Raw genomic sequence first — 13,275 nt, 5'->3', positions numbered from 1 at the left:
CACACAGCTTGTCCCGAAGTTGACGCTATGAGCTGATTTGATAGTGTTGCCAGGTTTGTCCATCCAGTACTGACGCTCAAAAACCAGCGGTTCGATTCGTCGGTTGGATTCTAAAGTCGAGAGCCCATAGACTTTGCGTGGCTATGATTCACGGCGATTTCCGTTTTTCGATCGCTAAGGAATAGTCCAGCCGACCGGAAGGTTGCTGGGCTATATCGCTCTCTAGTTAGACTTTGATATCAGCTCGAGAGGGGGAGCTTGTAGTCACATACAAGGTGCTTGAAGCCGCTAGGAATGTGGGTAGGGGCCAGTAGCGAGAATGTCGCCAAGGTCGTTGGCTCATGCTCTTTGATTTTCGGGGCAATCAAGATCTTACTCCGCGCACTATCCAGATAGAGCACGTCATCTGTTAAAGGATCGACATTCGTGCATGGTGACTTGCTGCTGAAGTCAGCCATATGCGCGATGTGATAAAGGATCTGGACGCGGTGGCGATCCAGAGACATCACATCAGAAACTAAGGAGGCGATCACACAGAAGGCAAATAGATTTGAAATATGGCAGATTGCATACGAAGGGATTTCTTTTCTCAACCGTGCTGCCGGATAGGAGAGAAGGAATAGTAAGGTAGATGCGGCCATTATCACGTAGATCACTGGCTCTATACGTATCATAACGTGCATAAAAGTTGCAGCTGCAGTTGTCATAGGCAGTAACGACGCATCTACGCCAATCATATTGTTGACGTCCACCTGTGCGTCAATCTTTGAGAACCATATCAAAAGTCCAATCAAGGAAATCCAGATATACACGCCGGACTTCATGCTCATCAGCCTACCGGCTAGCTTTAATTCGATCAGACTCATGACGACGTACACGCTTGAAATCATCGCGGCGGTCAAGGCCAGGGCAATGTAGTTTGCGTAGTGTGCGTCCAGCTTTACCATGACCGCTGCGGGTAGGAGCAGAAGCAACGCCAGAGTAGAGACAATGGCGAGCATACGGATTTCAGGGAGCCTGGCGACTGGTTGCGAACTCTCGCTATCCGGCGTGGGAATGAGGTATTGGTTCATCGTTTACCACGTACTTCTTGCTGATCGAACTTGTTCTATCGGCAAGTCTGTCGGCGTCTTGATTAACTTTCCTAGTGCTGGAGAGGCTCAAGGCAATGCGGTGCAGGGAGTAGTCTATCCGTCCGACCAAGTCGTGTTCGCCGGCCCCTTACTGATTACCCACGTTGATTGCCAAACTGAGTCCCGAACGAGGAGGAGGGGCAACGACCTCCGTCTGAAAGATGGTGGAATGACTAGGTCATGCATTTCGAACGAGCTTGCTATTACTCACGACACATCTTTGGGGAACTGCAACTGATGTCAGATGTGTTCAAAAGTCATTTGATTACACAGGTCGTATAGCCTTGTATTTTCTGGACGTACGGGAGCTTTGTCATTGATTGGTGTTCGGAAGAAAGGCTGAGAGGCCCGTTTTAGAGCTTGTGCTCGTGATGTGCATTATCTATAATGCATACAACGGCCATGTGGTTGTGAAGGTTACGATTTAAGACGTACTGTGCATTTCGGTTGGGGTCAGGAGCTTGTTGGGGTCGCTGCAGAAACAGTTCGCCTCGGTGACGGTCTACGACAACCTCGACGCCGCCGTGCAGGCGCATCCCGATGTGGTGGTGATGCTCGACACCTACAGCCGCCTGGTGTCCAAGCGCAACGACCAGGTCGAAGCGCGGTTTGTCGCCAAGTTCTACGATGCGAACCTGCAATACATCGGCCAGGCTGAAGGCTCACGCGCCAAGCAAATGCCCTCGGTGTGGGTGCATGGCAAAGCCGCTCCGCAGATTGCCGCGCAAATCAACGAGCAAACCGAGTTGCAGGTGAATGCGCTGAAACAGTTCGATGCGTCGCTCAAGGCGCTGGTGATGACTGGCAACGTGGATCACGTTGCCAGCAACTGAGGCTGTCAACCCTCTGGGTGTCCTCTAAACAGCACACCGCTTGTGCTTCAACCGCGTTTTTTCTCCCCTCTGCGTATCAAAAACGCAGCGTGTACCCTTGTCTTACCCCATGCAGTGAAAAACCGTCACGGGCCTGTCGCCCGGGCTGACGCCTGCCTATTCGCGCGTGAATGCCGGGCAAGCTGAGGCGAACAAACACGTTGTGTCAGCGGGCTTTTGAGGGGGGTGTTTCGAGGCGGGTTCGATCATTCTTGCGCACGCGCGCGCGACAGGGCTGGCGCCGCGTGCATGGTTTGGGTGAGGTGCCAGCCAGCGAAGTGGTATCCGGCTGTTCCGGGAACAGGAAGCAGCCGTACGCTAACAGGGAAAAAGCGGGGCTCGACGCTGCATGACGCAGTGAGCGTTGTCGCAGATCAGGCGTGGCCCAGCGCAATGGCAAACGAGACCACGATCATGCAGGCGAAGGCGAAATTGAGATTCATGAGATGTCCATCCGTTGCTTTTTGTGATGGCGCTCATCTTGAACAGGTCACGCGCAAATAAGAAATTCGCCTTTATGATTTGAAAGATTGAAATAATTGATACTTGGCCTCGTCCTGTTTGTGTTTCAGGCACTGTTTGACTAATCTCGCACAAACACGCATCTAATCGCATAAACAGGCAAAAACATGCATGATCAGCATTCCGCGGCCGAACTCCCTCATGTGCGCCGGCAGAAAATCCTCCTGATCCTCGAGCGCGACGGCAAGGTCATGGCCTCCGGGTTGAGCCAGCATTTCGCCGTGTCCGAAGACACCATTCGCCGCGATCTCGCAGAGCTGGACAACGCCGGCCTGGTGCAGCGGGTGCACGGCGGGGCGCTGCCGCGACCCAAGGACACGGGCAAGGATTACTTCACCCGCATCAGCGAAACCGATGAGGTGAAAACCCGACTGGCGCAGCTCGCCGCCGAAAGGGTGGAGGACGGCCAGATCGTGATGTTCGATTCGGGCACGACCACGCTGCAGATCGCGCGCTCGTTGCCCTCGGACATTTCCATCACCGCCATCACCACTTCGCCGATGACCGCGATCACCCTGGCTGAATACAAAGGCATCAAGGTCATTCTCGCGGGCGGGCAACTCAACCTGGCGACCCTGTCCGTCAGTGGCCACGAGACCCTTCGCTTGCTGCAGGGAATCAAGGCTGACCTGCTGTTCACCGGGGTCTGCGCGATTCATCCCGAGGTGGGCATCAGCTCGCTGCATTTCGATGAGGTGCCGGTGAAACAGGCGCTGATCGACAGTGCCTCGCAAGTGATCGCCGTTACCACGGCGGACAAACTAGGCGCGGTCGAACCCTTCATCGTCGCGCCCTGCAACCGCGTGCACACGTTGATCACCGAGCGCCATGTGGCATCGGGCAACATCGATGATTACCGCCAGTTGGGCATCGAGGTGGTGCAGGTGGAGGCTTGAGCAAACTATGGGAGCAAGCTGGCTCCCACAGCTGATTCGGGTGTATCCCGTGGCTGCCTCAGCGCAGGCGTTCAAGCATTTGGTAGTACCACATGCCGGCGGCGAGCATCGGGTTGCCGAGCAGGTCGCCCATGGGCACGCGGATGTGCTGGCAGGCGGCGAAGGTGTCGAAGTGCTCCAGTTGTCCGGTGATCGCGCGGCCCATGATTTCGCCCATGATGTGCGTGGTGGCGATGCCGTGCCCGGAGTAGCCCTGGCAATACCAGACGTTGTCCGAGAGCTTGCCCAGTTGCGGGATGCGGTTGATCACGATGCCCATCGCGCAGCTCCACTGATAATCGATGGCCACGCCCTTGAGCGCCGGGAACGTTTGCTCGATGCAGGGGCGCAACTCGGCCGCGATGTCCCGTGAATCCTTGCCGCTGTAATTGGCGCCGCCACCGAACAGCAAACGACCGTCCGCAGTCAGGCGGTAGTAGTCGAGGACGAAGCGGCAGTCATAGACGGCCAGGTCTTCGGGGTTGATCTGTCTGGCCAGGTCGCCCAGCGGCGCGGTGGTGACGATGCCGCCCATGGCCGGGAAGATCTTGCCCTTGAGTTGGCCCGGTTCCAGTTTGTGGTAGACGTCGCCGGCCAGCAGCACCTGGTTGGCGTCGATGCGACCGTGGGCGGTGCGTACGCCAGGACTCTTGTTCAGGCCATCGCCGTGAATGATCTCCAGCACTTCGCTGTTTTCGAAGATCAGCGCGCCCAGGCTCTCGGCCGCGCGGGCTTCGCCGATGCACAGGTTCAGCGGGTGCAGGTGCATGTTTCGGGTGTTCTTGATCGCACCGTGGTAGAGGTCGCTTTGCAGCAGGTCGCGTACCTGGCTGCGGTCGAGCAGGCTGACCTCGTCGCCCATGCCACGGCGCACGGCTTCCTCGTAATCCTTGCGCAAACCCTCCATGTGGCCTGGCTTGTAGGCCGCGTGCAGGTGACCGTGCTTGAGGTCGCAGGCGATGCCGTATTTTTCCACCCGTTGCCGGATGATCTGGTGCCCGCGCCAGCGCAGGTGCCAGATGAAATCGTCGACGTCTTCGCCGAGGGTGCGGCGCATCTGCTTGCGCATGGCTTCGTCGCCCGAGAGGCTGCCGGTGACCTGGCCACCGTTGCGTCCGGTGGCGCCCCAGCCGATCTTGTGGCTTTCGACGATGGCGACTTTCAGGCCTTTTTCCGCCAGTTCGACGGCGGTGGCGACGCCGGTGAAGCCGCCGCCGATGATCACCACGTCAACCCGGTGTTGGCCTTGCAGGGTCGGGTAATCGGTGTCCTGGTTGAGGGTGGCGGTGTAGTAGGAGTTGCAGCGTTGGTTAGTCATGTCAGGGTCCAGGCAAAAATGAAGAGCCGTTAGCGCGGCCCCTGTGGGAGCGAGCCTGCTCGCGATAGGCCATGTCAGTCATCTCAGTGGTGAATGACACACCGCCATCGCGAGCAGGCTCGCTCCCACAGGGGGTGGGGGCTGATTGGGCTCACGCCTCAGTCAGATACCAGCGCCAGTCCTGCTCACCCACTTCGCCCATGAACTGCCGATACTCGGCACGCTTGACCGCCAGATAAACCCCTAGAAATTCCTGACCCAGTGCATCCCGCGCCCAGGCCGAGTTCTCCAGTGCCGTCAGGGACGTCAGCCAGTCGGTGGGCAGCAATTGCGTGGCTTGCGCGTAACCGTTGCCTTGCACCGGTTCGCCCGGATCGAGGTTTTCACGGATGCCGCGATGAATGCCGGCCAGGATTGCCGCCGCCGCCAGATACGGGTTGGCGTCGGCGCCGCAGATGCGGTGTTCGATGTGCCGGCTGTTGGCCGGGCCGCCCGGCACGCGCAGGCTGACCGTGCGGTTATCGACGCCCCAGGTCGGTGCCAGGGGCGCATAGCTGTTGGCCTGGAAACGCCGGTAGGAGTTGGCGTTGGGGCAGAACAGCAGCAACGAATCGAGCAGCGAGGCGAGCATGCCGCCGATGGCGGTGCGCAGCAGCGGAGTGCCGGCCGGGTTCTCGGAGGCGAACAGGTTGCGACCTTCGGCGTCGGCGATGCTGACGTGCATGTGCATGCCGGTGCCGGCCAGGTCGTCGAACGGTTTGGCCATGAACGTCGCCTGCATGCCGTGCTTGTGGGCGACGGCTTTCACCAGCCGCTTGTACCGCACGGCCTGGTCCATCGCCAGCAAGGCATCGCCGTGTTCCAGGGTGATTTCCACCTGGCCCGGGGCGTATTCGGAAATCGCCGTGCGCGCCGGAATGTCGTGCAGTTTGCACGCGGCATAGAGGTCGGCGAGGAACGGTTCGATCTGTTCCAGCTCACGCAGGCCATAGACCTGAGTGTGCCGTGGACGACCGCCGTCAGCGTCCAGCGCCGGTTGCGGGCGACCGTTGTGATCGCGCTTGCTGTCCAGCAGGTAGAACTCCAGCTCGCAGGCCATCACCGGGTGGTAACCCTCGGCTTTGAGGCCGTCGATGACCTTGATCAGCAGGTGACGCGGGTCGGCGATGCTCGCCGGCATGCCTTCTTGCGGGTGCATGCTGACCTGCACCGCCGCCGTCGGAATCTGCCGCCACGGCAAGCGCACCAGGCTGCCTTCGAGCGGGTAGGCGCGGCAGTCGATGTCGCCGACGTCCCACACCAGCCCGGAGTTCTCGACGTCTTCGCCCTGCAAGGTCAGGCCGAGGATGGTGCTGGGCAGCGGACGACCGCTTTCATACACCGCCAGCAGTTCTTCGCGGTGCAACAGCTTGCCGCGTGGCACGCCGTTGGCATCGAGGATGAACAGCTCGATCATGTCGATATCGGGGTTGTTCGCCAGAAAGCGTTGGGCATCTTCAAGGGCTGCGAATTTCATTGTTCGTCACTCACGTTGGCGTCCCGCGGACGCACGGATTCGGGCCGCGGCACGGGCACGGACAAAGATCCGTTGCGTGCGGGCAGCGATAGCAAAAAGGCTGGGGGCTCGATGCGTCGAAGACGCGATCAGGCGAGCAGGGCGCTATCCGGCGGGCGTGCGGAGTGACGCAGTTTTGAGCGGCGCAGGGCCATGGGGAGGTTGACGATGCGTTTCATCAGGCAATGCCATCCGCGACCAGCCGCGAGGGGGTCAGGATCGAGACATCCAGCAAGTGGGGCTCTGACGGCGAAGTACGCATGACTCATGTTTCCAGAAGGAAAACGTCGGTGGCCGGTAAACAGCCATCCGGGGATGGCTGGATACTAGGGGTGAACGGGGCACATGTAAATCTTTGATTCAGCGCAGCAGGTGCACGACCAGGCCGATCAGGCCACAACCGAACAACACTTCGATGACTCCGCGCTTGAACCGAAGCAAGGCGATGGCGGCCGCGATGGCGATCAGCAATGAAGGCCAGTCCAGCTGCCCGGCGAAGCCCTTGGGCCACAGCACGTGATAACCAAAAAAGCACGCCAGGTTGAGAATCACGCCGACCACCGCGGCAGTGATCGCCGTCAGTGGCGCGGTGAATTTCAGTTCGTTATGGGTGGACTCCACCAGTGGCCCGCCGGCGAGGATGAACAGGAACGAAGGCAGGAAAGTGAACCAGGTCACCAGCGTGGCCGCGAGGGCGCCGGCGACAAAAGCCTGATCAGGGCCGAACACTTGATGGACATAGGCACCGATAAAACCGACGAAGGCCACGATCATGATCAGCGGCCCCGGCGTGGTTTCGCCCAGCGCCAGGCCGTCGATCATTTGCGTCGGCGTCAGCCAGCCATAGTGGCCGACCGCGCCCTGATACACATAGGGCAGCACCGCGTAGGCACCGCCGAAGGTCAGCAGTGCCGCTTTGGTAAAGAACCAGCTCATTTGCGTCAGCGTGCCTTCCCAGCCGAACAGGGCGGTGAGGGTCGCCATCGGCAGGGTCCACAACACCGCGCCGACCAGCGCCAGGCGCAGCAGTTTCCAGCGACTGAAACGGGCATGTCCGGGGGGCGGCGTGTCATCGTCGATCAGCGCCGGGCCGAAGGATTTTTTCGCGGCGCCGTGGCCGCCCGTACTGAATTTCTCCGGTGCCAGGCGTCCGCCGAAGTAACCGATGATGGCCGCGCCCAGCACGATCAGCGGAAACGGCACGTTGCCGAGGAAGATCGCGGCGAATGACGCTGCGGCGATCGCCCACATCCAGCCGTTCTTCAGCGCACGGGAGCCGATCCGGTGCGCGGCTTGCAGCACGATCGCGGTCACCGCCGGCTTGATCCCGTAAAACAGCCCGGCCACCACCGGCACTTCCCCGAAGGCGATGTACACCCAGGACAGGGCAATCAGGATGAACAGCGACGGCAGCACAAACAGCGCACCGGCGATCACGCCACCCCAGGTACGGTGCATCAGCCAGCCCAGGTAAGTCGCCAGTTGCTGGGCCTCGGGGCCGGGCAGCAACATGCAGTAGTTGAGGGCATGCAGGAAGCGTCGCTCGGAGATCCAGCGGCGGCGCTCGACCAGTTCCTGGTGCATGATCGAAATCTGTCCGGCCGGCCCGCCGAAGCTGATGAAACCGAGCTTGAGCCAGAATCGGAACGCTTCACCGAGGCTGATCGGCGCAGGCTTGGTCAGTTCGGGGGCGCTGTTGGGGGCGGGCGTGAGGCTCAAGCGAATGTTCCTTGTGCTGGGGCGCTTTGAGCCGGTGACTGTAGCCATGAAGCGGCGCTTTGAACAGTCGGTTTTGCCCGACCGCCATCACGGGGAGACCGCGCTCCCGCAGGTTTGCTTTCAGTTCAGGACAAAGTCCACCGGTTCCAGTTGTGGCGGCAGTTCCGTCACGCCCAGTGCGTCGAGGACGTCGCGTTCGATGTTGCGCACGATGGCGTCGGTGGGCAGGTCGTTTTCGTCGCGGCCGAACGGGTCTTCCAGTTCATCGGCAATCGCATCCAGCCCGAAAAAGGTGTAGCTGACGATGGCGGTGAATATCGGTGTCAGCCAGCCCAGGGGCTCGGCCATGGCGAACGGCAGCAGGATGCAGAACAGGTAGATGGTCCGGTGCAGCAGCAAGGTGTAGGGGAACGGCAGCGGTGTGTTTTTGATCCGTTCACAGACCGCCTGGGCGCGGGTCAGGCTGGACAGGTGACCGGCGATGATGGTGTAGCGCCATTCATTGATGGCGCCCGACTCGCTGAGTGCCGAGCACTGTTGGCCAACCTGCATCAGTATTTGCCCGCTGATGTCCTGGGTGCCGCCCTCGGGAATCGGCTGCAACCAGTCACCGCTGGCGGCCAGTTCGTTCTCCTTGCGCAACCGGGCATTCAGCGCATGGGCGAAGCCGCAGAGGTTGCTTAGAATCGCGTGTCGTTCACGGGCGTCCTTGATGATCCGGGTTTCGCGAATCATCGACCGGACTTCGACGATGATGTCGCCCCACGCCTTGCGCGCTTCATACCAGCGGTCATAACAGGCGTTGTTGCGAAAGCTCATGAAGATCGACAGCGACAACCCCAGCAGGGTGAAAGGCGTCGCACTGACCTTGGAAAAGTAGCTGGGGTGCAGCGTTTCGATCAGCACGATGGCCGAGGCCAGCAGCGTCACCATCAGGCTGCGCAAGGCAATGCGCTTGGCGATCGAACCCTTGAGTGAAGTCAGGACACCGATCAGGTTGGGTTTGGGTCTGACGATCATGGTCTTTCAGCCGCCTGTCATGTTCATGAAGCGAACCACCTGGACATCGTCGTTCACTTCGAAATGGTGCCGATAAGGTTTGAGTTTCATCGCCTCGATGATGGCGTGTTCCAGGCGTTCGGGCTGGCCGGGGTGGCTGCGCAAGACAGCTTTGAGGTCGACGGCGTGCTCGTTACCCAGGCACAGCAGCAGGCGTCCCTCCACGGTCAGCCGTACCCGGTTGCAGGTGCCGCAAAAGTTGTGGCTGTGGGGCGAAATGAACCCCAGGCGAATGTGCGGCGCTTCGGCCAGGCGCCAGTAGCGCGAAGGGCCCTGGGTCGACTCGGCGGAATCAATCAAAGTGTAGCGTTCGGCGATTTTTTCACGTACCTGGGCGCTGGAGAAAAACGACTCGGCGCGGCTGTGTTCGTGGAGGGTGCCCAAGGGCATTTCTTCAATGAAGGAGATGTCCAGGTTGCGGTCGATGGCAAAGCTCACCAGGTCATTGATCTCGTGATCGTTGCGGCCCTTCATCACCACGCAATTGAGCTTGGTGTTGCGAAATCCGGCCTTGTTGGCGGCGTCGATGCCTTTGATGACCTGCGCCAGGTCACCGGTGCGGGTCAGTTCGCGAAAGCGTTGCGGGTCGAGGCAGTCGAGGCTGATGTTGAGGCGCTTGACCCCGGCCTCGAACAGCGGATCAGCCAGTCTGGCCAACTGCGAACCGTTGGTGGTCATGCACAGTTCGCGCAGGCCGGGCAGGGCGGCGATCTTCTGGCACAGTTGCACCACACCCGGGCGGATCAGCGGTTCGCCCCCGGTCAGGCGGATCTTGCGGGTGCCCAGTGCGACGAAGCTGTGGGCCACCTGATAGATCTCTTCCAGGGTCAGCACTCGCTGCCGGGGCAGGAACTGCATGTCCTCGGCCATGCAATACACGCAACGGAAATCGCAGCGATCGGTGACCGACATGCGCAGGTAGTCCACCCGCCGGGAGAACCCATCGACCAAGATTCGCTCTGACATGATTTCCTCATACGCATTGAATGAGTAGCCGCAAAACCTGCGGCAGCGAGCTCGCTCCTGCAGTGACGAATGACGTGATGTGCGGATTTGTTGAGGGGAGGCTAAGTGCAACTCGGGAGAACGTCCAATCACTCTGAGTAACCGGTTGATCGACGGCATCTATGAAGCGCTGTTTTCCTTCAATAATTGGTTTTTAAATTGTTTAAGTTATTGATAGGTAACGATAAAAAATCCTCTGGGTTATCGTCGGCAGCGGGCTCGCAACGAGCGATAACGCGATATTAAACGCGCATTCCTGGTCCTTTCTTCGTTAAGCGATCGATGACCTCAATCAGGTCACCGTCAACGTCCGGCGCGTGAATCGCGGTGGGAGCGAGCTTGTCGGTGATAACGGTCCGACAAGCTCCCTCGCCACAGAGGTCGTTTCAGGTTCGGTTCTTATTGCGCCCCGAACATCACCGTCCAGTAAATCCCCGCATCGCTTTTCGGATCGGTCGCGTAGGCTGCGCCCAGATCCCGGAACAGCGGGTTCATCACGTTGGCGCAATGACCGGGGCTGGCCAGCCAGCCATCGACCACCTTGCGCACGGTGTCCTGTCCGGCGGCGATGGTCTCGCCGATCTGCTGGAAGTCGTAGCCCGCCAGTTCCGCCCGGTCGCCCGGTGTGCGGCCATCCTGGTCCTTGTGGTCGAAGAAGTTTTTATTGGCCATGTTGCGCGCGTGCGCTTCGGCGGCGCTCGCCAGCGTGGCGTTCCAGGCCAGCGGCGTGGCGGCGGCAAAGGACTGCGTGCCGCACTGGCGCGCTTTGCTGCGTGCGATGTTGAGTTCGGCCAGCAGTTTCTGGCCTTCGGTCTGCCAGTCACCCAGGCGTGCGCTGAGCAACGGACGGGCGACGACGATGCGCCAGTCACGGTCCTGATGGCTGACACCGACATCGACGAATTGCGGGTCCAGCACGATCTGGCAAAAACTCTCCTGTATCGCTTTCATCGCCGAGGCCGCATCACGGGGCCCGGACAGGCTGATCGCCTGCACATTCTTCATGGGGTAACCGGCGCTCGCCATGGCCTGTTGCAAATTGCCGATGCTGGTGGCGGACAGCACCAGGCGCGGGTCGGCCGACAGCGGCGGCAGCTCCGACGACACCTGGCCGGCGCAACGCTGCAACTGGCTGCGGTAGACGTTGATCGATTCGATCAGCTGTGACTCTTCGCTCGCCATCGCGCTGGAGGCGAACAGCAGACCCAGTGACAACCCGGCAAAGCGCATTGCGGATGATAGTGAACGCATGGAAATCCCCCTAGAGCTGACTGCGCCCATGATGCGCGAAATTACCCCATCAAAGGCAATGGATTTTCCAGAATGTTGTGGGGGGCATGCAATCCGTTCACTACTACACTGAGTCGATACTGCCCACTGAGTTCTTCCCATCATGCGCCTCGACTGGATTGCAACCTGCCTCGCAATAACGCTGCTGGTCGGCCCGGCCTTCGCCAGTGATCAGGATCAAAAACAACAAGTCGCCAAAGACAAGGCCGAGGTCCTGGAGCAAAAGGCCGCGGATAACAGCAGCCCGGCACCGGCACCCAAGTCTCAAGCCATTACTCAACCTGAAGTCCAGGCGGTCGATCCGGCGGGCAAAGCACCCTTGGACGACGCGATCACCTGTCTGGCCCGTTCCATCTACTGGGAGGCCAAGGGCAAGGACTCCACCGACATGGAGGCCGTCGCCAATGTGGTGATGAACCGACTGGGTCACGAAGGCTTCCCGGATACGGTGTGTGCCGTGGTCAAGCAAGGCTCGGAAACCAAGAGTTGCCAGTTCTCCTGGTGGTGTGACGGCAAGCCCGATTCGGCTCAGGAGGAGGCTCCCTACGCGATCGCCAAGGAAATCGCACGCAAGGCGCTGAACAAACAATTGCCGGACCACACGGGCGGCGCGTTGTATTTTCACGACCGCACCGTCAAGCCCGACTGGGCTGACAAGTACGTCAAAACCGCTGAAATCGGCTTGTTCCGGTTTTATAAGCCCCGTGACGGGGATGCGAAATAATCCGATTGACGCGTAAAAAAATCCTTCGAAGTTTTTCTGAACCACCGAAACTGAAACATTTCTGTTTTACAAGCTTCATGACGGAGTCACGCATTAGAAACGTCATGGGCAGGAACAGAAGCATGAAGCAGGCGTGGGTATTGAGCAGCAACACTGCACCGGTCGGTGCGTCATCGTGGCGTACTGGCCGGTGACGGTTCTCGTCACCGGCGTCGCCGGGTTCATTGGATTTCACACCGCCCGGCGCTTGTGCCAGGACGGGCATGAAGTGGTCGGCATCGACAACCTCAACGACTATTACGACGTCACGCTCAAGCGCGCACGACTCAAGGAACTGGAGTGCTTGCCGGGTTTTCGTTTCGAGAAAATGGACATTGTCGACAAGCCGGCGTTGATGGCGTTGTTTCGCGATCAGCCGTTTAGCGAAGTGGTGCATCTGGCCGCCCAGGCCGGTGTGCGCTATTCGCTGGACAATCCCGACGTCTACGCGCAATCAAACCTGGTGGGTTTCCTCAATGTGCTGGAAGCCTGCCGGCACCATCGCCCTGAGCATCTGATCTACGCCTCGAGCAGCTCGGTGTACGGCAGCAACAGCAAAATGCCGTTCAGTGTCGAGGACGCGGTCGATCATCCCATTTCCTTGTATGCCGCGACCAAGCGCGCCAATGAGCTGCTGGCCGAGAGCTATTGCCATCTATACGGATTGAAGGCCAGCGGGCTGCGTTTCTTTACGGTTTACGGACCGTGGGGGCGGCCGGACATGGCGCTGTTCAAGTTTACCGAGGCGATGCTCAAAGGCCGGCCGATCGACATCTATAACCAGGGCCAGATGGCACGGGACTTCACGTACATCGACGACATCGTCGAAAGTATCGCCCGGCTGCGCACACGACCACCGGTATCGACCGGACCGGGCGAAGGTGTCAACCGGTTGTTCAATATCGGTCGCGGCCAGCCAGTGGCACTGCTGGAGTTCATTGACTGCCTGGAAGCGGCGCTGGGTATACAAGCCCAACGCAACTATCTACCGCTGCAGGCTGGCGATGTGGTCAAGACCTGGGCCGACGTGTCGGCCCTGGCAGAGTGGGTCGATTTCAGTCCGCAGGTGCCGGTTGGCACCGGCGTCGGGGAGTTTGTGAAGTG

The 13,275-nt window shown here is 59.8% G+C and carries 10 protein-coding genes and 1 pseudogene; 4 read left to right on the top strand and 7 right to left on the bottom strand.

Going from position 1 to position 13,275, the window contains the following annotated elements; all coding sequences use genetic code 11:
* Positions 1-239 precede the first annotated feature (239 nt).
* Complete coding sequence (locus JQF37_RS24420) at positions 240-1,073, bottom strand: hypothetical protein (RefSeq protein ID WP_130209157.1); 834 nt, start codon at positions 1,071-1,073, stop codon at positions 240-242.
* 521 nt (positions 1,074-1,594) lie between these two features.
* Here JQF37_RS24420 and JQF37_RS24415 point away from each other — a divergent pair.
* Together JQF37_RS24415 and JQF37_RS24410 are read left to right on the top strand one after the other, a co-directional pair.
* A pseudogene (locus JQF37_RS24415) lies at positions 1,595-1,966 on the top strand (ATPase); the annotation flags it as partial.
* A 668-nt stretch (positions 1,967-2,634) separates the two neighbouring features.
* A complete protein-coding gene (locus JQF37_RS24410) occupies positions 2,635-3,423 on the top strand; it encodes a DeoR/GlpR family DNA-binding transcription regulator (RefSeq protein ID WP_130209159.1) in 789 nt (262 codons plus the stop codon).
* Positions 3,424-3,481: 58 nt separating this feature from the next.
* Here JQF37_RS24410 and JQF37_RS24405 read toward each other — a convergent pair whose 3' ends face one another.
* The 6 genes from JQF37_RS24405 to JQF37_RS24380 form a co-directional block, all read right to left on the bottom strand.
* On the bottom strand, positions 3,482-4,780 hold the full coding sequence (locus JQF37_RS24405) for an FAD-binding oxidoreductase (protein WP_130209161.1): 1,299 nt from the start codon (positions 4,778-4,780) through the stop codon (positions 3,482-3,484).
* Between the two features lie 151 nt (positions 4,781-4,931).
* A complete protein-coding gene (locus JQF37_RS24400; protein WP_130209163.1) occupies positions 4,932-6,296 on the bottom strand; it encodes a glutamine synthetase family protein in 1,365 nt (454 codons plus the stop codon).
* A 399-nt stretch (positions 6,297-6,695) separates the two neighbouring features.
* The gene (chrA, locus tag JQF37_RS24395) at positions 6,696-8,054 is read right to left on the bottom strand and encodes a chromate efflux transporter (protein WP_130209165.1); all 1,359 of its coding nucleotides are present in this window, start codon (positions 8,052-8,054) and stop codon (positions 6,696-6,698) included.
* A gap of 120 nt (positions 8,055-8,174) precedes the next feature.
* On the bottom strand, positions 8,175-9,074 hold the full coding sequence (locus JQF37_RS24390) for a bestrophin family protein (RefSeq protein WP_130209167.1): 900 nt from the start codon (positions 9,072-9,074) through the stop codon (positions 8,175-8,177).
* 6 nt (positions 9,075-9,080) lie between these two features.
* Positions 9,081-10,079 (bottom strand): GTP 3',8-cyclase MoaA, encoded by a 999-nt coding sequence (gene moaA / locus JQF37_RS24385; RefSeq protein ID WP_130209169.1) that lies wholly within the window; start codon positions 10,077-10,079, stop codon positions 9,081-9,083.
* A gap of 438 nt (positions 10,080-10,517) precedes the next feature.
* Entirely contained in the window at positions 10,518-11,369 is an 852-nt protein-coding gene (locus tag JQF37_RS24380) for a CAP domain-containing protein (RefSeq protein ID WP_130209171.1), read from the bottom strand.
* Between the two features lie 142 nt (positions 11,370-11,511).
* Between JQF37_RS24380 and JQF37_RS24375 the strand changes: the two genes are divergently transcribed.
* Together JQF37_RS24375 and JQF37_RS24370 are read left to right on the top strand one after the other, a co-directional pair.
* Positions 11,512-12,132 (top strand): cell wall hydrolase, encoded by a 621-nt coding sequence (locus JQF37_RS24375; RefSeq protein WP_130209173.1) that lies wholly within the window; start codon positions 11,512-11,514, stop codon positions 12,130-12,132.
* Between the two features lie 190 nt (positions 12,133-12,322).
* Positions 12,323-13,275 (top strand): NAD-dependent epimerase/dehydratase family protein (locus JQF37_RS24370; protein WP_204149780.1); only part of this gene is annotated, 953 nt, incomplete at its 3' end.

It is taken from the genome of Pseudomonas sp. MIL9, from assembly GCF_016887925.1.
Lineage (GTDB): Bacteria > Pseudomonadota > Gammaproteobacteria > Pseudomonadales > Pseudomonadaceae > Aquipseudomonas > Aquipseudomonas mohnii.
The sequence above is the reverse complement of the archived record's forward strand: the minus strand, read 5'-3'. Positions and strand labels throughout refer to the sequence as shown.